Annotated in this window: 19 protein-coding genes; 10 read left to right on the top strand and 9 right to left on the bottom strand. The window is 33.6% G+C overall.

The window, feature by feature from the left end:
• Positions 1–109: 109 nt before the first annotated feature.
• Complete coding sequence (locus tag AC3ITQ_RS03120; RefSeq protein ID WP_041518480.1) at positions 110–580, top strand: Lrp/AsnC family transcriptional regulator; 471 nt, start codon at positions 110–112, stop codon at positions 578–580.
• A gap of 385 nt (positions 581–965) precedes the next feature.
• Here the strand turns inward: AC3ITQ_RS03120 and AC3ITQ_RS03125 are convergent, their stop codons facing one another.
• The 3 genes from AC3ITQ_RS03125 to AC3ITQ_RS03135 all read right to left on the bottom strand — a co-directional run bounded on the left by AC3ITQ_RS03125 (position 966) and on the right by AC3ITQ_RS03135 (position 4,390).
• On the bottom strand, positions 966–1,652 hold the full coding sequence (locus AC3ITQ_RS03125) for a zinc metallopeptidase (protein WP_489236770.1): 687 nt from the start codon (positions 1,650–1,652) through the stop codon (positions 966–968).
• A gap of 104 nt (positions 1,653–1,756) precedes the next feature.
• Positions 1,757–2,386, bottom strand: a complete 630-nt coding sequence (locus AC3ITQ_RS03130) for a response regulator (protein WP_489236771.1) — start codon at positions 2,384–2,386, stop codon at positions 1,757–1,759.
• Between the two features lie 15 nt (positions 2,387–2,401).
• On the bottom strand, positions 2,402–4,390 hold the full coding sequence (locus AC3ITQ_RS03135) for a sensor histidine kinase (RefSeq protein ID WP_489236772.1): 1,989 nt from the start codon (positions 4,388–4,390) through the stop codon (positions 2,402–2,404).
• A 166-nt stretch (positions 4,391–4,556) separates the two neighbouring features.
• Here AC3ITQ_RS03135 and AC3ITQ_RS03140 point away from each other — a divergent pair, with 166 nt between their 5' ends.
• Entirely contained in the window at positions 4,557–4,958 is a 402-nt protein-coding gene (locus AC3ITQ_RS03140; protein ID WP_489236773.1) for an MmpS family transport accessory protein, read from the top strand.
• Positions 4,959–5,029: 71 nt separating this feature from the next.
• On the opposite strand, the gene AC3ITQ_RS03145 is transcribed toward AC3ITQ_RS03140, so the two are convergent.
• The 5 genes from AC3ITQ_RS03145 to leuS all read right to left on the bottom strand — a co-directional run bounded on the left by AC3ITQ_RS03145 (position 5,030) and on the right by leuS (position 10,587).
• Positions 5,030–5,623, bottom strand: a complete 594-nt coding sequence (locus tag AC3ITQ_RS03145) for a hypothetical protein (protein ID WP_489236774.1) — start codon at positions 5,621–5,623, stop codon at positions 5,030–5,032.
• Positions 5,610–6,083 (bottom strand): RNA polymerase sigma factor, encoded by a 474-nt coding sequence (locus AC3ITQ_RS03150; protein ID WP_489236775.1) that lies wholly within the window; start codon positions 6,081–6,083, stop codon positions 5,610–5,612. Before AC3ITQ_RS03150 ends, AC3ITQ_RS03145 begins: the two co-directional genes overlap by 14 nt.
• A 2-nt stretch (positions 6,084–6,085) precedes the next feature.
• Positions 6,086–6,931, bottom strand: coding sequence for an alpha/beta fold hydrolase (locus tag AC3ITQ_RS03155; RefSeq protein ID WP_489236776.1), 846 nt, complete (start codon positions 6,929–6,931; stop codon positions 6,086–6,088).
• Between the two features lie 409 nt (positions 6,932–7,340).
• Positions 7,341–7,526, bottom strand: coding sequence for a hypothetical protein (locus AC3ITQ_RS03160; protein ID WP_489236777.1), 186 nt, complete (start codon positions 7,524–7,526; stop codon positions 7,341–7,343).
• Between the two features lie 193 nt (positions 7,527–7,719).
• Entirely contained in the window at positions 7,720–10,587 is a 2,868-nt protein-coding gene (gene leuS / locus AC3ITQ_RS03165; protein ID WP_489236778.1) for a leucine--tRNA ligase, read from the bottom strand.
• 314 nt (positions 10,588–10,901) lie between these two features.
• On the opposite strand from leuS, the gene AC3ITQ_RS03170 reads away from it, so the two are divergent.
• The 5 genes from AC3ITQ_RS03170 to truB all read left to right on the top strand — a co-directional run bounded on the left by AC3ITQ_RS03170 (position 10,902) and on the right by truB (position 14,229).
• Positions 10,902–11,255, top strand: a complete 354-nt coding sequence (locus AC3ITQ_RS03170) for a winged helix-turn-helix domain-containing protein (RefSeq protein WP_375033965.1) — start codon at positions 10,902–10,904, stop codon at positions 11,253–11,255.
• A gap of 149 nt (positions 11,256–11,404) precedes the next feature.
• Positions 11,405–12,280, top strand: coding sequence for a cell division protein FtsX (locus tag AC3ITQ_RS03175; protein ID WP_489236779.1), 876 nt, complete (start codon positions 11,405–11,407; stop codon positions 12,278–12,280).
• Between the two features lie 95 nt (positions 12,281–12,375).
• Positions 12,376–12,633, top strand: a complete 258-nt coding sequence (locus tag AC3ITQ_RS03180) for a DUF3098 domain-containing protein (RefSeq protein WP_489236780.1) — start codon at positions 12,376–12,378, stop codon at positions 12,631–12,633.
• 103 nt (positions 12,634–12,736) lie between these two features.
• On the top strand, positions 12,737–13,534 hold the full coding sequence (locus AC3ITQ_RS03185; RefSeq protein WP_489236781.1) for an undecaprenyl-diphosphate phosphatase: 798 nt from the start codon (positions 12,737–12,739) through the stop codon (positions 13,532–13,534).
• Entirely contained in the window at positions 13,534–14,229 is a 696-nt protein-coding gene (truB, locus tag AC3ITQ_RS03190) for a tRNA pseudouridine(55) synthase TruB (RefSeq protein ID WP_489236782.1), read from the top strand. The genes AC3ITQ_RS03185 and truB overlap by 1 nt, the downstream gene beginning before the upstream one ends.
• A 379-nt stretch (positions 14,230–14,608) precedes the next feature.
• Here the strand turns inward: truB and AC3ITQ_RS03195 are convergent, their stop codons facing one another.
• Positions 14,609–15,226: a thioredoxin family protein gene (locus AC3ITQ_RS03195; RefSeq protein WP_489236783.1), complete on the bottom strand. Its 618-nt coding sequence runs from the start codon at positions 15,224–15,226 to the stop codon at positions 14,609–14,611.
• Between the two features lie 190 nt (positions 15,227–15,416).
• On the opposite strand from AC3ITQ_RS03195, the gene pyrH reads away from it, so the two are divergent.
• From pyrH to AC3ITQ_RS03210, 3 genes are all read left to right on the top strand, one after another.
• On the top strand, positions 15,417–16,124 hold the full coding sequence (gene pyrH / locus AC3ITQ_RS03200) for a UMP kinase (RefSeq protein WP_026983543.1): 708 nt from the start codon (positions 15,417–15,419) through the stop codon (positions 16,122–16,124).
• 152 nt (positions 16,125–16,276) lie between these two features.
• Positions 16,277–16,840, top strand: a complete 564-nt coding sequence (frr, locus tag AC3ITQ_RS03205; protein WP_026983544.1) for a ribosome recycling factor — start codon at positions 16,277–16,279, stop codon at positions 16,838–16,840.
• Between the two features lie 119 nt (positions 16,841–16,959).
• On the top strand, positions 16,960–19,455 hold the full coding sequence (locus AC3ITQ_RS03210) for a DUF5686 family protein (protein WP_489236784.1): 2,496 nt from the start codon (positions 16,960–16,962) through the stop codon (positions 19,453–19,455).
• Positions 19,456–19,502 lie beyond the last annotated feature (47 nt).

Here is a 19,502-nt window from a genome sequence, read left to right on the forward strand (position 1 = left end):
AGTTGGAATTTGAGATTTCAGTATAGGAATTTTCTTTTTTACAGCATTTTAAGTACATTTGATTTCTAACTAAAACCTAAACAACTAAATTAGTTTCAAATTACAATTCATGAAAATCAACTCGCTTATAATTGAAATTGACGGTATCGACAAAGAAATTCTGCGTTACTTAATGGACGATGCCCGAAAACCTATTTTACAAATTGCTAACAAAATAGGCATTTCCGGAGCTGCGATTCATCAGCGATTGAAAAAACTGGAGCAATCGGGTGTGATTTCAGGATCAAAATTCACCGTAAATCCAAAAGTCTTAGGCTATAACACCATGGCGTTTATTGGCGTTTATCTGGACAAAGCTTCCCGAAACTCTGAAGCCGTAAAAGACTTAAAAAAAATCCCGGAAGTTTTAGAATGTCATTATACTACTGGAAACTGGTCAGTTCTAATTAAAATTATTTGTCGCGACAACGAACATTTAATGCAGCTATTGAATACTAAAATTCAGGCTATTGAAGGAGTTTCAAGAACAGAAACCTTTATTTCATTAGATCAGCAGATTGACAGGCAGATTCAACTTTAATTAGATAGTGTGCCAATTTGATAATTAGATAATTTTTAGAACTCTTGATAAATATTAGACCTGAATTTAAAACATTAATTTTTTTCATATTATACTTTACTATTGCTTTTATATATGACAAAACAAGTCCAAGTGGAGTATGCACGCCAGGCCCGGGTTTTGTATTATTTATGCTTTCCGTTCCAATAAGTATAATTTACACTCTGATCCTTTTTTTAAAATACTATAGATCTCAAAACAAAGAATACCTAAATTCTATTTACTTGATATCCGGAATATGGATTTTAATATTTATCATATTAAACTTCACCAATTAAGACAAAATAAAAACCCGACAAGTTTAACCTATCGGGTTTGCTAATAAATTATCTAATTGGCACATTATTTAATTCCTCCTGTTTCCAGAATAAATTGAAATATAATACAGCAATGTTGCAATTGACCCAATCGCCGCGACTACATACGTTCTTGCGGCCCATTTTAAGGCATCTTTTGCTCCTGCCTGCTCTTCTTGTGTCAGCATGTGTTTATTTTCTAACCAGGCTAATGCTCTGTTACTCGCATCGTATTCTACAGGCAAAGTAATGATTGTAAATAATGTTGTTGCAGCAAAAATGACGATTCCGATTAACAATAATTGTGGAAAAGTTTTGATCATTAAAATTCCTGCCAATAAAATCCATTGCACATAATTAGACGCAACACTAACAATTGGCACCAACTTAGAACGCATGGTCAGCCATTCATATCCTATCGAATGTTGTACCGCGTGGCCACATTCGTGTGCCGCAACAGCTGCAGCCGCCGCATTACGATGATTGTAAACGGCCTCACTTAAATTAACTGTTTTGTCTGACGGATTGTAGTGATCTGTTAGCTGACCAGGAGTCGAAATAACACGAACATCTCTGATTCCATTATCGGCCAGCATTTTTTCGGCGATCTCTGCGCCGCTCATTCCGTTTCTTAATTGCAGCTTAGAATATAATTCGAATTTACTCTTCAACTTTGAACTCACAAGCCAACTGAACAACATAATTGCCCCGGCAATAATTAAATATCCGCTTCCCATATCTCTATATATTTTTTAATTTATCTTTAAAGTTACAAAAGAGACAGCAAATTATGAACCACTTTAACAAAATGTCATTTTGACATTATTAGACCATTTTTGTCTCAGTTCAGCATATTATTCTTTAGCAAAAAAGCAATCAATTCTGCCACATTTTTCATTTTATACTTTTGAAGAATATTTCGCCGATGTGTTTGTACCGTCAGGAAACTCAAAAATAAATCGTCTGCAATTTGCTGTGTCGATTTTCCTTTAGAAAGAAGCAAAGCAATATCACGCTCTCTCCTGCTCAAACCCGGAATACGCTCCAGATCTTCAGACAATGGCTGACTGATTATCGTTTTAACTTCTTCACTAAACACAATTTCTCCATCTAAAGCTTTATAAATACAATCTTTAAATTCATCAAACGAAGCATTTTTTAGAATATATCCGTTACCTCCGTTCTGAATAAATTGCATTACCAAACTCCGCTCCGATTGACTGCTCATACCAATGATCACAATTTTAGGATGTTTTTGCTTAATAGTTTTACACAAATCCACACCATTTATTACCGGCAGAAAAATATCCATCAAAATAAGATCGACCGCATTTTCTTCGATATAATCTAAAAGTGATAGTCCTGATTCAAATTTTTCTACGATTTTTATTGTATTTAATCCCGATAATAACCCCTCTATTCCCGAAATCACAATTGGATGGTCGTCTACAATTACTGCATTATATATCATATTTATAGTCTATAGTTATATCTTCAATTCAATATAAGTCGAAGTCCCTTTATTAATAACCGAATCTATTTCTAGTTTACCATTTAAAAATGCAACCCGGTTTTTTATATTTCTTAATCCCATTCCTTCACGTTTTTCGGCATGTTTTACATTAAACCCAATACCATCATCTTCTACCGTGATAAAAAAAACATCTTTATTTTGTGAGCACGAAACTAAAATCTGCGAAGCTTTGGCATATTTTAATGCATTATTCAAAAGTTCCTGAATAATTCTGTAAATCATGATTTCAAGATGCTGAGGCAGATTCGATTTTTTTATTAAATATTGAAATTCAACTGCAGTTTTTAAACTGGAATGTGAGGCACATAAATCTTTCAGTGCATGTTCCAGCCCTAATTTCATTAAACTTTCCGGCAGTAAATTCTGAGAAATATTGCGAAGTTCTTTAATAGAATCGTTGAGCATTTCATTAATATCTGGCTTATTTTCCCGATTATCCCGATCCGCAAGACTCAAGTGCATTTTAAGCCCCGAAAGCATACTTCCGAGTCCGTCATGCAAATCTCTTGCAATTCTTTTTCTTTCGATTTCTTCCCCCTGAATTAAAGCGTTTGAAATAGATAATTTCTGCTGATTTTCCAACGCAGATAATTCTTGCTGCAAATTGACTTCTTTTTGAAAACTCAATTTTTTTTGATAATTATTATAAATCCACAAAAACAAAACGGTGAGAAACAACAAAAACGAAAGCACCGCAAAAAGCATTGAATTCAATCGGTTATTATTGACTTGTAAAACTGCTTTTTCGTTTTCCGACTGTAGTAAAGAGATCTTTTTCTCACTCTCCGCTTTTTTGTATTTTGCTTCAAGTTCTACAATTTCGTTTTTTAAACTGGCCTCGTTTAAACTGTCATTTATAACATTGTATTTATTAGAATAAAAATAAGCTTTCGGATACTCTTTTGTGGCGTTGTAGACTTTTGACAATTCTTTATAATAATTCTTTTTATCAATAATAAAAGCTGTGTTTCCTACTAAGTATTCTAAGTTCTTTTTTGCTTTACTGTAATTTTTAAGTTTAAAAAGCACTTCATATTCGGCAAATTTCAATCTGTTTAATGCGATTGAATTACCATGTTTCTCTGCTGATTTTATTCCTTTCTCAAAACTAATAAGCGCTGCGCTGTGCTTATTCTGTTTTGCATAATAAATCCCTTCTGAGTAGAAATAAGAATCATTCAAATTAGATTCCGAATAATTTTTTAAAATTAAAAAAGCTTTATCCAGGATACTTTTTGCGTCATAAAAATGTTTGAGTTCTACTAAATTCTCTGCATTAATAATATAAGTCTCCATTTTAGACTCTGCCAGCGTTGCCGATCTTTTAGTGGCATTTTCGATATATCTCTGAGCCTGACCAAGATATTCTGCTGCTTTTTCGCGTTCACCATTATTCATAAAAATAATAGCAACTGCTTTATCTAAACCACTTATCAATTCGTAATCACCACTTCTTTTAGCAATAGGAATCGCTTCATTGACAAGCAGACGCATATACTCATTTTCGTTATTCTTACGTTGCTGCATAATACCATAATTCTGCAGTATAATAGCCCGAATTCTGTACGCTTCTTTACTACGGTATTTTTTAAGTTTTTCATTAGCCTTCAGCAATGCTTTTTCATAGCCTTCTAAATCGCCTTTTTCGACAAAATTGTAAGCGTTATAATAAAGCGATACATCTTCTAAAAATTGAGATTTTGTTTTTAGCTGATTTCCCTGATCCAGATAATCTTTATAACTTTTTGTATCCTGAACCATCAAATACAATTTGGATAATCGAAAACTATTTAAGCATTTGATACTGTCTGACTTTACATTTTTTGTGAATTTAGCAATACTATCAATGTAAACGGTATCATCATCTAAGGAAAGAATTACCTGAGAATAGGAAATCGCCGAAAAAAACAAAAAAAAGAGTAAAGTGTGGATTTTATTCATAAAAAAGGCATTTACTCAAAGTTATTAAAGCTTAATGAATTTCAAAAAAAACCGACCCCTTTTACCTGATATCAGGTAATAAAAAATACACTTTATCAGGTATTGGTATCTCTTTGACGAGGGTTTACTTTTGTTTGACTATAAATTTTAATTAAAGAATTTTATTATGAAATCGATTTTAAAAACTTTAGCAATTGTATTGACTCTTTCTTTTACAGCAATTTCCTGCAGCAGTGACAACGACGAAGATAACTCAGCTCCGGCTTCAAGAGATGTAAAATACGAAATAACCGGAAACTTTACAGGAACATCGTCTGTTACTTATTTTGAAAAAGGAGGAAATGCATTAAACGAAGACCTTACAAGTCTTCCCTGGACAAAAGAATTTACTGCAGAAGCAAAATCTATGGGAGCATCACTAAGCGCTAGTGGCTACGGAGGTGTTGCAGGACAAACATTAACTGGAAAAATTTACATTGGCGGAAAATTAGAAAACGAACTAACTGTAACAGCAAATAGTGAAGGTATTATAGTATTAACTCTTACCCCATATGTTTTCCCGCAATAAATTTTAGTTTAGAATTTAGATTTTTGTTTTTGGTAAAAGTAAAGCTTCGCAAATCGCGAAGCTTCTTTTTTTTATAGCTCTAACTGGTTGTTGACTTCTTCAAACTTCTCAATAAGACTGTTTATTTTATCCTGTTGTTTTTTAATTTGTTTCGGGCGAATATAAAACCAGTTAAATATCATCCAGAACAAAGTTAATCCATAGGTCAGACTTACTCCCAAAAGAGTCATTCTGCTTGCGTATTCATACATATACAAACAAATTCCAGTCGTAAGTGCTATAAAATAAAAAGTCATCATTTTGGTTTGCAAAAATTGTTGTTTCTTTTTAATTAAAATCAAGTTCTGGAGGTATTCGTTATTCGTTTGTGTAGTTTCAATATTTTTATATTTACCCAATAATTTATTATAAGTGAATAAATAAATCACCATAGCCAAAATTGTTATAATGATTCCTATTTTAGTCGAAATAAACTGCGGCTGATAATAATACCAAACAAAAAGGATAAAAACAGAAGTTGCAAGAAGCAAAATATTGGTGATCCATAAACTGCGTACTGCCCCTTTTTTAAACTGTTTTACTCTCGCCATCAAATCTTCGATATTAGGCTGACTTACGGTTTGTTTTTTCCATAAATCTTTGAAATCTATATTATTGTTGTCCATTTTCTTTAAATTTTTGAGTCAGTTTTTCTTTTATCCTGTGGATTTTTACCCGCACATTGGCTTCTGAAAGCCCAACAATTGTAGCGATTTCTGCCTGCCTGACGTCTTCTAATTCCAGCGAAATAATAATACGCTCTGTTTCCGGTAATTCCGCTATACATTTGTATAAAAACTGAATCTGTGGTTCTAACGATTGTTGTTTTTCTTCTGTAAGATGATGCGGTAAATCTGATTTGAGAAAACGTTTGTCTTTCTCAATCTGCCTCAGGCAATTATTAGAAGCAATTCTGAAAATCCATGTTCCGATGCTGGACTCATTTCTAAACGTTTCCAACTTTTGCCAAACGATTATAAAGGTTTCCTGAGCCAGATCCTGGGCAATGTCATAATCATTAACAAAACCCATGCAAAGCCTGAATATTCGATCCCAATAGGTTTTATAGATTTGTTCAAATTCCATCATTACGATTTTAGAAAATTATTCAATTGTCCCAAATACCAATCTTTGTCGTCGTACATTATAAAATGCATTCCTTTACTGGCATATTGAAAATTAGCTATTTTTAAATTTTTATATTGTCCTTCAATTGTTGGTTTTAAATTTATAAAATAAGATTCTAATAAAATTAATGACGGACATTTTATAGTGGCAATTTTCTCCCTTAAGTCAATATTGAAAAAATCACAATACATTTGAGCAAACGTTACCCGATCTGATTTCACGCTCCAATCTACCACCGTTTCTAACTTAGCTTTATCCTCCAAAAGTCTCGGCATCATTTGTTTTTGCATATCATAAAACTGAGTTTCATTCATTGCTGTCATTTGAGTAACCATTGCAGAACAATCGTTATTCTCTTTTGATTTAAAAGAAGGATCACTCAAAGCCGCCAAACACGGAAGCGTATCTACAACTACAATTTTTCCAATTAAATCCGGAAAATCAGCAGCAATGGCAAGCGCAAGTCCACCTCCCATACTGTGGCCAATTAAGATTGGTTTTTCAATTTTATTGTTTTTGATATAATTGGCGATTTCATTTTTCCAATTTTCAAAAGAAGGATTTGACTGTGGTTTTACTCCGGCGAAACCCGCCATTGTTAAAGTGTAGCAAGTGAAGTCTTTTTCGAAAACTGCTTTAGTTTCATCCCATACCGCTCCGGAAGAAGCAAATCCGGGAATAAATATAAGAGCTTGCTTGCCTTTTCCGGTTTTAGAAACTTCAAACGGGTATTGTTTTGTCTGTGCAACAACATTTAAACATAATGCAGAAAATAAAAGGGCGATAATCAAAATATACTTTTTCATTTTTATAAATTTTAAGTTGTTAAATAATCGGGATCCGCCCTTTGGATACGAGAAGATTTAAAATGTTACAACTAAAATGAAAATTTCAATAAAAAAAATCCAAATTCCAATTAATACGGAAGTTTTCGCCACGAATTTCACGAATTAGCACGAATTGAATTTGTGGAAATTTGCGTAATTCGTGGCGGAAAAAGCCAAAGAAACACGACAATTTTGTCATCCTGACAGAGGAAGGATCACACGCGGAACTCCGCATAGAAAGTCGCCAATCTTTATCGAGCTTCTAGTGTGATCCTTCCTCCGTCAGGATGACAAACTGTGTGTGAAAAACAAAAAATCCCAAATTCCAATCGTAAAAGTGGAATTTGGGATTTTTTAAATTTATATAATGCAGCCTTTATTATTATTGTTACCTACAAATTGTAATAAAAGCTACCAATTCAGTGGTTTCATAGTAAGTAAACGAGACATTTATAATTTCATAACCTTCCGCAGATTTTTTATTTAAGAAACCTTCAACCTCATTTGCCAATTCATCTTTCATCCCAGAAAAACCAGCTGTCTTTTTTAAAATATGCACTTCATGTTTTTTCATTCTTTTTTTTTTGGTTTTAAATTAAAAGAACGAATTTACGAAAAATCTTATATTACTAAAAAAAGTTTTAATTCTCAAATTGATTTTTAATGCGATCCTTCGACTTCGCTCAGGATGACAACTGGATGAAAAAAATCCCAAACTCCAATCGTAAAATTGGAATTTGGAATTTTTAAAATATTGGAATTTTTATTTACCCCACAAGGTTAATGATCTTTCCAGGAACAATAATCACTTTATTTGGAGTTCTTCCATCTAATTGACGTAATGTTCTTTCGTCTTTCATGATAATTTCCTCGATTTGCGGAGCTGTTAAATCTAAAGGCAATTCGATAGTGAAACGCATTTTTCCGTTGAAAGAAACTGGATACTCTTTACTGCTTTCTACCAAGTGTTTCGCTTCAAAAACAGGAAAATCAACTGTCGCAATTGAAGTGGTATGCCCTAATTGCGCCCATAATTCTTCTGCAATATGCGGTGCATAAGGCGAAACCAAAATTGCTAAAGGTTCCAAGATCGCTCGTGAATGACAATTTTGAGACGACAATTCGTTTACACAAATCATAAACTGAGAAACCGAAGTATTGAAAGAGAAATTCTCAATATCTTCTGCCACTTTTTTGATGGTTTTGTGTAGTGATTTTAAGTTGTCTTTTGTTGGTTCGTCGTTGTTTACGATTAAACCGTTGTTCTCATCAATATACAAACGCCATAGTTTTTTCAGGAAACCAAATACTCCAGAAATTCCGGCAGTATTCCAAGGTTTTGCCTGCTCTAAAGGACCTAAAAACATTTCGTACAAACGTAAGGTATCAGCACCATATTCAGCACAAATATCATCCGGCGTTACTACATTGTATTTTGACTTCGACATTTTTTCGACTTCGCGACCTACAATATATTTTCCGTTATCATCTGTGATAAATTCAGCATCAGCATAATCTTCTCTCCATGCTTTAAATTTTTCAACATCTAATTCATCAGAAGAATTAACCATTGAAACATCAGCGTGAATTGGCTGTACTTTATGGTCTCCTATTTTATTTTTTGAAACAAAACTATTCGTTCCTTCAATCCTATAAACAAAAGCACTAGTTCCCAAAATCATTCCCTGATTGATCAGTTTTTTGAATGGTTCTTCTGTTGGAGCAAAACCTTTGTCTTTTAAGAATTTATTCCAGAAACGAGAGTATAATAAGTGTCCGGTTGCGTGCTCGCTTCCTCCAATATATAAATCGACACTTTCCCAATAAGCTAAAGCTTCTTTACTTGCAAATTCATTTTCATTGTGTGCATCCATATAACGCATCCAATACCATGAACTTCCTGCCCAACCTGGCATTGTGTTCAATTCAAGAGGAAAAATAGTTACATTGTCAATCAACTGCGTACTAACTACTGAACACTTAACACTGTCCCAAGCCCAAACAGCTGCATTTCCTAACGGAGGCAAACCATCTTCGGTTGGTAAATATTTCTCAACTTCTGGCAAAATGATTGGTAAATGTTGCGCGTCGATCATTTTTGGCAATCCGTTTACGTAATAAACAGGGAATGGCTCTCCCCAATAACGCTGACGGGAAAAAACAGCATCACGCAAACGGTAATTTGTTTTTCCGCTTCCTTGCCCTATTTTTTCTAAAGCTGTAATTACAGCCTGAGTTGCATTTTTATAATTTAATCCGTTTAAGAAATCAGAATTTGCAATTTCAACATTGTCTTTTGAACCGTAAGCCGTTTCAGAAATGTCAACATTGGCAAAAATATTCTTGATTTCCGGCATTCCGTTTTGACCTTTGAAGAAATTTGCAAAAGCATAATCTCTCTCGTCTCCACAAGGAACCGCCATTACAGCACCTGTTCCGTAACCTGCCAAAACGTAATCTCCAATCCAAACCGGAATTGCTTCTTTGGTAAAAGGGTGTTCAGCATAAGCTCCTGTAAATACTCCAGAAATGGTTTTTACATCGGCCATACGCTCACGCTCTGAACGTTTTGCTGTTTTTTCGATATAAGCTTCAACAATCGCTTTTTGTTCAAGAGTTGTAATTTTAGCTACCAAATCATGTTCCGGAGCCAAAGTCATAAAAGTCACTCCAAAAATAGTATCAGGACGAGTTGTAAATACGTCGATTACTTCATCATGATTTTTCACGTTGAAAGAAACCATAGCACCAACTGATTTTCCGATCCAGTTTCTTTGTGATTCTTTTATAGATTCACTCCAGTCAATATCATTCAAACCTTGCAACAAACGCTCTGCATAAGCAGAAATTCGCATACTCCATTGTGTCATTTTTTTTCTAATAACAGGATATCCTCCACGCTCAGAAACACCGTTCACTATTTCGTCATTAGCCAAAACAGTTCCTAAACCAGGACACCAGTTTACTTCTGTTTCTGCCAAATACGTCATTCTGTATTGTAAAAGGATTTTTTCTTTTTGGTCTTCAGAATAAGAATTCCATTCCGCTGCAGTAAAAATCGCAACATTATCATCGCAAACTGCTTCAACCAATGCATTTCCACTTTCTTCAAAAACAGTTACAAGTTCTGAAATATCAAAAGCTTTTCCTTGTTTTCTGCAATACCATGAATTGAACAACTGAATAAAAATCCATTGTGTATGTTTGTAATAATCCGGATTTGAAGTACGAACCTCACGGCTCCAATCAAATGAAAATCCGATTTTATCTAATTGTTTTCTGTATCCGGCAATTTGTTTTCCTTCTTTATCAACTCCACCATCAATATTTACACGTGTTGTATCCTCCGGACGTTGTCCTGTCTGAATCGCGTATTGTTCTGCAGGCAATCCAAAACTGTCATATCCCATTGGGTGTAAAACATTGAAACCCTGATGTCTTTTGAAACGAGAATAAACATCTGAAGCAATATAACCCAGCGGATGCCCAACGTGTAACCCTGCTCCGGATGGATAAGGAAACATATCTAAAACATAATGTTTAGGTTTTTCAGAATTATTACTTGCAGCAAAAGTTTGGTTTTCAGCCCAATATTTTTGCCATTTTTCTTCGATTTCGTTTGGATTGTATTTCATTTCTAAGTGACTAAGATTCTAAGTGACTAAGGCTCTAAGGCTTTTCACTAATTAATTAGCGGCAAATTTACATTTATTGTCGTTTGTACCAAAGCTATTTCGCGACAAACAAATAAAATAACAAAATACGTATTTTCAATTAAGTAAAAACACGTATTTCTATACTCTAATACTTAGAAAAAAATCTTTTTGTTTAAGATTGTAAAAATCTAAAAAGTTCCGGAGGAACGACTTATATTGTAGGGCTGGACTTCAGTCCAGTTTAAAATAAAGAATAATAATGCCTATTTTTGAATAGCATTAAAAAAATAAAAATGGCTGACAGCAAAAAATACAAAGTTGAAGTTCGGGTTTGGATTGAAGAAACTGAAGGCGCTTTTTTAGGAATTGGAAAAATCTGGCTGCTTGAGAATATTCGTAAAACGGGTTCTATAACCAATGCGGCCAAAGAAATGAAAATGGCGTATCGTCAGGCCTGGCAATTAGTTGAAGAAATGAACCAGCGTGCTGAAAGCCCTTTAGTAGAAAAACTGCTTGGCGGAAAAGGAGGCGGTGGCGCAAAATTGACCGAAGCCGGAGAAAAAGCGATTACCGTTTTCTACGAAATCGAAAAACGCATTAAAGATTTTGCTTTAAAAGAAACCCAAAATTTAAAATTTAGACTCTAAGTTGCAAAGATTCTAAGTTACTAAGCTTTTTAAATTGATTTATTCATGTTTGAATCGTATATTTATGGTAAGAAAGTTAAAACTTTGAACGTTATTAACTTCAAATAAAGAAATACTTTATTATTTTTACCACATAATTTAAGCATACTATGAGTTCTAACTTTGATAAATTTCAAAAGCGCAGGTTAATTTCCTCTTATTTTTCGGTCGTATTAAGTGTTTTTCTGGTGTTATTCCTTTTGGGAGTACTGGGATTATTCATTATCAATTCTAAAAAACTGGCTAATGATTTTAAAGAAAAAATCGCCATGACGGTTTTCTTTAAAAATGAAGCTAATGATAGTGTTATCAAAGCATTCAATACCGAATTGAAAAGAGCGCCTTTCGCAAAATCTTATGCTTATGTTTCTAAAGAAAAAGCAGCAAAAGAACATACTGATATTATCGGAGAAGATTTCCTGACCTTTTTGGGAGAAAATCCATTATTGAATTCGTACGACATTCACCTAAAAGCAGATTATGTTGAGCGAGACAGCATATCTAAAATTGAAAGTAGTCTGCGTCAAAACACCATGATTGAAGATATTGTTTATGACAAACAATTAGTAAATCTGGTAAACGACAACATCAAAAAAGTAAGTATGTGGATTTTGATTATTAGTGGTTTCCTTGCGGTAATTGCCGTCTTATTAATCAATAGTTCATTACGTTTATCTATACATTCAAATCGTTTTATCATTAAAACCATGCAAATGGTTGGCGCAACAAAATCGTTTATCCGTAAACCTTTTGTAATGCGCAGTGTAAAATTAGGAATGTTAGGTGCCGGATTGGCTATTGTTGCTCTAATTGGACTATTACTTTATGTGGAAACTAATTTCCCTGGCTTAGGAATTTTAGAAGACAAAGTTTTAATCGGATTGGTTTTATTGGCCGTTTTCGGATTAGGAGTTTTGATTACCTGGGTAAGTACGCATTTTGCAACACAACGTTTCCTGAATTTAAGAACAGACGATCTTTATTAATTTTAGATTTTAGATTGCAGACTTTAGATTATAGATTTGATTTAAAAATAAACTCATAAAAAGAGGGCGATTGCTTCGTTCCTCGCAATGAAAAAATGAAAAATATTAGCAATAAAGAAGAACAATATCCTCAAAAACAAGAATTTCTTTTTGACGGTATCAATTACAAAATCTTATTGATTGGAATTGGTGTAATCGCGCTTGGATTTATCTTAATGTCTGGTGGAGGAAGTGATAACCCGAATGTTTTTAATGAAGATGTTTTTAGCTTCAGACGTATTCGTTTAGCTCCAACAACGGTTTTAATTGGTTTTGGAATCACGATTTACTCGATCTTCAAAAAATCTAAATAGACTTTTTTTAGACTTCTTAGACTTCTTAGATCTTTAGATTATTAGATTAATCTTTACTGAAAATCTAAGAAGTCTAAAAATCTAAAATCTAACAATCTAATACATGAATACATTACAAGCTATCGTTCTTGCCATTATTGAGGGTATTACAGAGTTTTTACCTGTTTCTTCAACTGGTCACATGATTATTGCCTCTTCTTTTTTCGGAATTGCACACGAAGACTTTACAAAACTTTTTACCATTGTTATTCAGCTTGGTGCTATCCTTTCTGTTGTTGTTTTATATTTCAAACGTTTCTTTCAAACACTTGAGTTTTACTTTAAACTTGTGGTTGCGTTTATTCCGGCCGTAGTTTTAGGATTATTATTGAGTGATTTTATTGATGGCTTATTAGAAAACCCTGTTACAGTTGCAATCTCGCTTTTAATAGGAGGTTTGATTTTATTGAAAGTGGACGAATGGTTCAACAACCCAAATACAGCAGAAACTTCTCAGGAAATCACGTATTTACAAGCTTTTAAAATTGGATTATTTCAGTGTATCGCCATGATTCCCGGAGTTTCACGAAGTGGAGCAAGTATTGTAGGCGGAATGTCGCAAAAATTATCAAGAACAACTGCTGCTGAATTCTCATTCTTTTTGGCTGTTCCAACAATGTTGGGAGCAACAGTAAAAAAATGCTACGATTATTACAAGGCGGGATTTGAATTATCTCATGATCAGATTAACCTATTAGTTATTGGAAACGTAGTAGCGTTTATTGTAGCCCTTTTAGCCATTAAAACCTTCATTGGATTTTTGACTAAAAACGGTTTTAAAGTTTTTGGTTATTACCGAATTCTTGCCGGAATCGTTTTATTGATTATCCACTTTTTCATTCACCCGCTTACCATAATATAATGACAACTGAAGAATATTTAGACGGACAAGTTTTGCTGATAGACAAACCTTTAAAATGGAGTTCGTTTCAAGCTGTCAATAAATTAAAATACCTTTTAATCAATAAAGTTGGACTTCCAAAAAAGTTCAAAATTGGTCACGCCGGAACCTTAGATCCCTTAGCAACTGGATTATTATTGATTTGTACCGGAAAATTTACCAAAAGAATTTCTGAACTTCAGGGCCAGGCCAAAGAATACAAGGGAACTTTCCACATTGGAGCTACTACTCCATCGTATGATTTAGAAACCGAAATCGACCATACTTTTCCAACGGATCATATTGATGAGGCTTTGATTCATGAAACTGTAAAACAGTTTTTAGGAGAAATTGATCAAAAACCACCTATTTTTTCAGCCATAAAAAAAGATGGTGTTCGTTTATACGAGCACGCACGCGCCGGAGAAACAGTAGAAATTGCCAGTAGAAAAACCACAATTCACGAATTTGAAATCACCAGAATTGCATTACCTGAAATTGATTTTAGAGTGGTTTGCAGTAAAGGAACATACATTCGTTCCCTGGCTTTTGATTTTGGAAAAGCCATGAATTCAGGTTCGCACCTAACTGTTTTACGCCGAACTAAAATTGGTGATTACGACGTAAAAGATGCCATCGATATTACTTTGTTTGAAGAAAGCCTAAAATTGGAGTAAAAACAAAATAGCACATTACGGAATGAGGCGATAGTAATGTGCCAACTTCTAAAATAATTTTGTTCTCCGGACTTGTTTTTTTGAGGTTAATAATGTGTCATATTTTTCCCCCCAAACAATAAACCTGAAATAAAATCGTAAAATTTGTCGAATAACTTCATCATGGCAGTGTATTTTTAATTGTTAGACATTAAATAAACAAACACCAGTAAAAAGAGTAAATCAAAAAATAATAATAGAAGTGGGATTATGACAACAAGGTACAAAATATTATAATCAGAAAAAAATATTTTAACGGATTATTTATTACTAAAATTCTTGTTTTCAGTAGATTACCCTAAAAACAAGGGATTTCACCGATTTTATTTCATACAAGAACCTACAATCTATCGTATTTTATGTTTTCCATAATCTGAAGCAATTCTTCCTGAACGGAAATTCCTTTGTCAGCCAGATACCATAATTGCAAATCGGTTTTGATTTTTTCATCGATTACACCAAATTCCTTTTTATAATTGGCCATTAATTCTGTAGCACCTTTTGGTCTTGGTCCCCAATCGGCACGAACAATTCCGGCTTCCTTGCAAATCACAATAACTTTTGGAATTGCCCTTCCACCGTTTGTCAAATAATGACTCATTAAATCATCATTTTCATCACGTAAAACAATTCGGAGATCGACTTTTTTATTTGATTCATTTGCCATTTTATGGATAACAGGAAGTATCTGAGCAGCATCACCACACCAGCCTTCAGAAATCACTAACCAAATATAATGGTTGTCTAAATTTTGAAGTTTTGTTATGGTCTCTTCAGAAATTTTAATCGTTTTTTCCAATCGATTCATTCGTGCTTCATTGAGACTTGTATAGTGCGTTAAACTTTCAGATTGTTCATCACCGGTAGATTTTCCTTCAGATAATAAATCGGTTACTAATTTTCGATATTCGGCATAGGAATGACTGTTGAATAATGCTTTAGCGACGATACTTTTCATAATTCTTTCGTTTTGGTTTTATAAATTTAAGAAATTTAAAAAGACAACCAAATGACTTTTATCAGATTCAATCAAATAAAGTCTAAAAGTCTTTCAGAATTAAATATATAAAGAGCAATTAATTTTTTGTAAACATTATTTTTAAAAATCAGAATATGTCTATATTTGCACAAATTAACGCAACACAAACATGAAATATAAAAGAATTCTTCTAAAACTTAGCGGCGAGGCCTTAATGGGTGATTTACAATACGGAATTGACCCTAAAAGATTAGCCGAATATGCTGAAGAAATTAAGCAAATTCACAGTAAAGGAGTAGAAATTGCTATTGTTATTGGAGGAGGAAATATTTTTAGAGGCGTTGCTGGTGCAAGTGCCGGTATGGACAGAGTACAAGGCGATTATATGGGAATGCTTGCTACCGTAATTAACGGAATGGCTTTACAAGGCGCTCTTGAAGACAAAGGAATGAAAACGCGTTTGCAGACTGCTTTGAAAATGGAATCTATTGCAGAGCCATACATCAAAAGAAGAGCCGACCGTCACCTTGAAAAAGGAAGAATCGTAATTTTTGGAGCCGGAACCGGAAATCCATATTTCACAACTGATACTGCTGCTGTTTTAAGAGGAATCGAAATTAATGCTGATGTGATCCTGAAAGGAACTCGTGTTGATGGTGTTTACGACTGCGATCCTGAAAAAAATGCTTCTGCAGTAAAATTTGATTTCATTTCGTTTGACGATGTTTTGAAAAAAGGATTAAACGTTATGGACACTACAGCTTTCACATTAAGCCAGGAAAATAAATTGCCAATCGTTGTTTTTGATATGAACAAAATTGGAAACTTATTGAAAATCTGCGAAGGAGAAAACATCGGAACTGTAGTTAATATTTAAGCTTCTTAAATTATTAGATGTTAGATCATTATATTTTTACGAAATCCTGATGATCTTTAAAGTAATTAAAAAAAATAAAATTATATTAGTTAGTAAATTAGAGGATTGCGATTTTAAAATCCAATTGTCTAAAAATCTAAAAATCTAAAAAAATGAGTGAAGAAATAGATTTTATATTAGAGAGTACTGAAGAATCAATGAATGGCTCAATTGCGCATTTAGAGAAAGAATTCCTAAACATTCGTGCAGGAAAAGCCTCTCCTGCTATGTTGGGAAGTGTTTTTGTAGATTATTACGGATCTGCAACGCCGCTTTCGCAAGTGTCAAAAATTAGTGTTCCAGATGCAAGAACAATTACATTGCAGCCGTTTGAAAAAAACATGCTTCACGTTATTGAAAAAGCAATTATGATTGCTAATATTGGTTTCAACCCAATGAATAATGGAGACATGATTATCATCAGTGTTCCGCCTTTGACAGAAGATCGTCGTAGAGAATTAGCTAAACAAGCTAAATCTGAAGCGGAAGACGCAAAAATTGGTGTTCGTAACGTACGTAAAGATGCCAACACTGATATTAAAAAATTAGAAAAAGAAGGAACTTCTGAAGATGTTTGTAAATCTGCTGAAGAAGAAGTTCAAAACTTAACGAATGCTTACATCAAAAAAATCGACGAATTATTGGCTGCGAAAGAAGCTGAAATCATGAAGGTCTAATTTTTATTCAACATAAATTAAAAATCCGTTTGGTTAAATTATACTAGACGGATTTTTTTATTCTTATTTTTGCATACCAAAATTAGAATGTTTTCGTTTTTGAAACTATAATCCTCAGTATGAAGCTATTTTGTTTATTGACTTTGTTTTTTACGCTTACTATTCAAGCGCAATTTCAAATAAACGGAATTGTAACTGACTCAAACAGAAAACCTCTTCCGTTTGCCACAATCACTACTTCAGACAACCACAATACCATCACAGATATTGATGGAAAATTTGATCTGAAAATCAATGCAAATACTAGCACTTTTGCAGTTTCTTATATTGGCTTTCAAACTAAAATTATTGCTTTAACAGCTAACAAAAAGTTTTATTCGATTTCACTTTCTCAAAAAACAGATGATTTAAAGGAAGTTGTTGTTTCTAATGAAAATCCGGCTTTAACCATTATAAAGAAAGTTATTGCAAATAAAAATTTAAACAATCCACAGAAGAAACTCAGCAGTTTCGAATACAAAACCTACAATAAACTTATCGTTACGGCCAATCCGGATTCTATTGATGGCAGGATTGATTCCTCCGCAGCCTATAAAGATTTCAATAAAAAAACGATAAATGTAGATTCGTCCGACTATAAGTTTAAAGAAATTATAAGCAAGCAGCATTTATTTCAGACTGAAAAAGTTTCTCAATATCAGTTTGGAAACAACAAGTTGAAAGAAACTATTCTCGGCACCAAAATGGCAGGTTTTAAACAACCTGTTTACGAAATCATTGCTTTTAATCTACAGTCTATTTCGGTTTATGGTTCGAAGTATGAATTATTCGAAACCAAACACCAGAGTCCAATTGCAGACAATGCCTTTGCCGATTACAACTATAAATTACTCGACACCGTTCCGATAAAAGGGAGAAACACCTACATGATTTACTTTAAAAACAAGAAAAAAAGGAAATCAAACGGACTTGAAGGGGTATTATACATTGATCAGGAGAATTTCGCTGTTGCGAAAGCGGTAATGCGAATCAAAGGCGTTTTGGATATTAGCGGTATTCATGAATTTGACTATGTTCCGGATGAGAAAATTTGGTTTCAAAGCAAAACTACTTTCAAAATTGTAAAAGGAAAAAGTAATGATGATATCAAAATTTTAGGTGGAACTATTCAGTTTGACGGAGATATACAAGACAATTTTGAACCTCGAAAAAAATCGGCTTCAGATTTCACTTATTTGCTTTCGGAAAGTAATAATTTCGACATTCATTACAACACCAATTCTCCAATAAAGGATCCATCGCTTTATATCGAAATTAAAGACGATGCCAGCAAAAAGCCAGAAGAATTCTGGGATACTTACAGAAAAGAAAGTTTAGACTTAAAAAGCCAGAAAACATATCAATTATTAGATAGTATTTCAATAAGTAAGAGAATTGAAAAACGTTTAGGTCTTGGCCGAAAAATTATAAATGGTTATTTGCCTATTGGTCCGATTGATCTTGATTTAAAGAAAATCATCAGTTACAATAATTATGAAGGATTTCGTTTAGGCGTTGGCGGAATTACAAACGACCGTTTTTCTAAAAACTTCAGAATCGAAGGTTATACCGCATATGGAACAAAAGACGGTAATTTCAAATACAGCTTAGGCTCCGGCGTTTTATTGGATAAATCAACCAATACCTGGCTTAACGGATCATACACTGACGATGTGCGAGAGATTGCAAGTACAGTTTTCGCTGTTGATAAACGTGTTTTCAAAATTTACGATCCGCGCCCCATCAATATTAGTACTTTTTATAAATACATTAGCTGGAAGGCGAATGTACAGACAAAAATAATTCCGAAAACCGAAGCGGTTTTTGAATTAGCGCGAACAGATGTTGAACCAAAATTTGATTATTTATACAATTTAAATGGACAGCTTTACTCGAGCTATGTCATGACAACGGCTATGGCCTCAATTGTTTGGGCACCGTTTAGCGATTTCATGCAAACACCAACCGGAAGAACGGAAACAGAAAAAAGGTTTCCGAGATTTACTTTTCAATACACGCAATCTTTACCAAATGTTTTAGAAAATGATTTTACTTTCAGCAAAATAGATTTTAAAACCGAGTATGAAAAAAAGTACTTAAACGGACAAAAAACTAGTCTGCTTTTACAAGGAGGTATTGCAATGGGAGATGTTCCTATTACCCATTTATACAACACAATGCCAAATAACCTGACTAAAGAAACCATTATCCAGCGTATTACTTTTGCCGGAAGAAACAGTTTTGAAACCATGTTTTTTAATGAGTTTTTCTCAAGTCAATATGTGTTTTTTCAAGTTAAGCATGGTTTTGACCGAATTAAAATTATGAAAAAAGTCCGTCCTTCCTTGGTATTAGTAACAAGAATGGCATGGGGAAATATGGAAAAACCAGAACAGCATGTTGGACCTGCCTATAAAACTTTAGACAAAGGTTTCTTTGAATCAGGAATCGAATTAAACCGAATCTTCAAAGGTTTTGGTTTAGGTGGATTTTACCGTTACGGACCAAATCAATTGCCGAGATTTGAAGATAATATTGCTGTTAAAATTTCTTATGTACTTGATTTGGGGTTATAATTAAGTATATTTTTAGGAGCTATTTCCTGCTGTCCGCTGTATCTTTT

The sequence above is a fragment of the Flavobacterium sp. KH_001 genome, assembly GCF_057840745.1.

Excerpts from the sequence above, each read along its gene's own strand:
- AC3ITQ_RS03120 (WP_041518480.1), top strand. The coding sequence starts at position 110 with ATGAAAATCAACTCGCTTATAATTGAAATTGACGGTATCGACAAAGAA.
- AC3ITQ_RS03125 (WP_489236770.1), bottom strand. The coding sequence starts at position 1,652 with ATGGGAAGCGGATATTTAATTATTGCCGGGGCAATTATGTTGTTCAGT.
- AC3ITQ_RS03130 (WP_489236771.1), bottom strand. The coding sequence starts at position 2,386 with ATGATATATAATGCAGTAATTGTAGACGACCATCCAATTGTGATTTCG.
- AC3ITQ_RS03135 (WP_489236772.1), bottom strand. The coding sequence starts at position 4,390 with ATGAATAAAATCCACACTTTACTCTTTTTTTTGTTTTTTTCGGCGATT.
- AC3ITQ_RS03140 (WP_489236773.1), top strand. The coding sequence starts at position 4,557 with ATGAAATCGATTTTAAAAACTTTAGCAATTGTATTGACTCTTTCTTTT.
- AC3ITQ_RS03145 (WP_489236774.1), bottom strand. The coding sequence starts at position 5,623 with ATGGACAACAATAATATAGATTTCAAAGATTTATGGAAAAAACAAACC.
- AC3ITQ_RS03150 (WP_489236775.1), bottom strand. The coding sequence starts at position 6,083 with ATGGAATTTGAACAAATCTATAAAACCTATTGGGATCGAATATTCAGG.
- AC3ITQ_RS03155 (WP_489236776.1), bottom strand. The coding sequence starts at position 6,931 with ATGAAAAAGTATATTTTGATTATCGCCCTTTTATTTTCTGCATTATGT.
- AC3ITQ_RS03160 (WP_489236777.1), bottom strand. The coding sequence starts at position 7,526 with ATGAAAAAACATGAAGTGCATATTTTAAAAAAGACAGCTGGTTTTTCT.
- leuS (WP_489236778.1), bottom strand. The coding sequence starts at position 10,587 with ATGAAATACAATCCAAACGAAATCGAAGAAAAATGGCAAAAATATTGG.
- AC3ITQ_RS03170 (WP_375033965.1), top strand. The coding sequence starts at position 10,902 with ATGGCTGACAGCAAAAAATACAAAGTTGAAGTTCGGGTTTGGATTGAA.
- AC3ITQ_RS03175 (WP_489236779.1), top strand. The coding sequence starts at position 11,405 with ATGAGTTCTAACTTTGATAAATTTCAAAAGCGCAGGTTAATTTCCTCT.
- AC3ITQ_RS03180 (WP_489236780.1), top strand. The coding sequence starts at position 12,376 with ATGAAAAATATTAGCAATAAAGAAGAACAATATCCTCAAAAACAAGAA.
- AC3ITQ_RS03185 (WP_489236781.1), top strand. The coding sequence starts at position 12,737 with ATGAATACATTACAAGCTATCGTTCTTGCCATTATTGAGGGTATTACA.
- truB (WP_489236782.1), top strand. The coding sequence starts at position 13,534 with ATGACAACTGAAGAATATTTAGACGGACAAGTTTTGCTGATAGACAAA.
- AC3ITQ_RS03195 (WP_489236783.1), bottom strand. The coding sequence starts at position 15,226 with ATGAAAAGTATCGTCGCTAAAGCATTATTCAACAGTCATTCCTATGCC.
- pyrH (WP_026983543.1), top strand. The coding sequence starts at position 15,417 with ATGAAATATAAAAGAATTCTTCTAAAACTTAGCGGCGAGGCCTTAATG.
- frr (WP_026983544.1), top strand. The coding sequence starts at position 16,277 with ATGAGTGAAGAAATAGATTTTATATTAGAGAGTACTGAAGAATCAATG.
- AC3ITQ_RS03210 (WP_489236784.1), top strand. The coding sequence starts at position 16,960 with ATGAAGCTATTTTGTTTATTGACTTTGTTTTTTACGCTTACTATTCAA.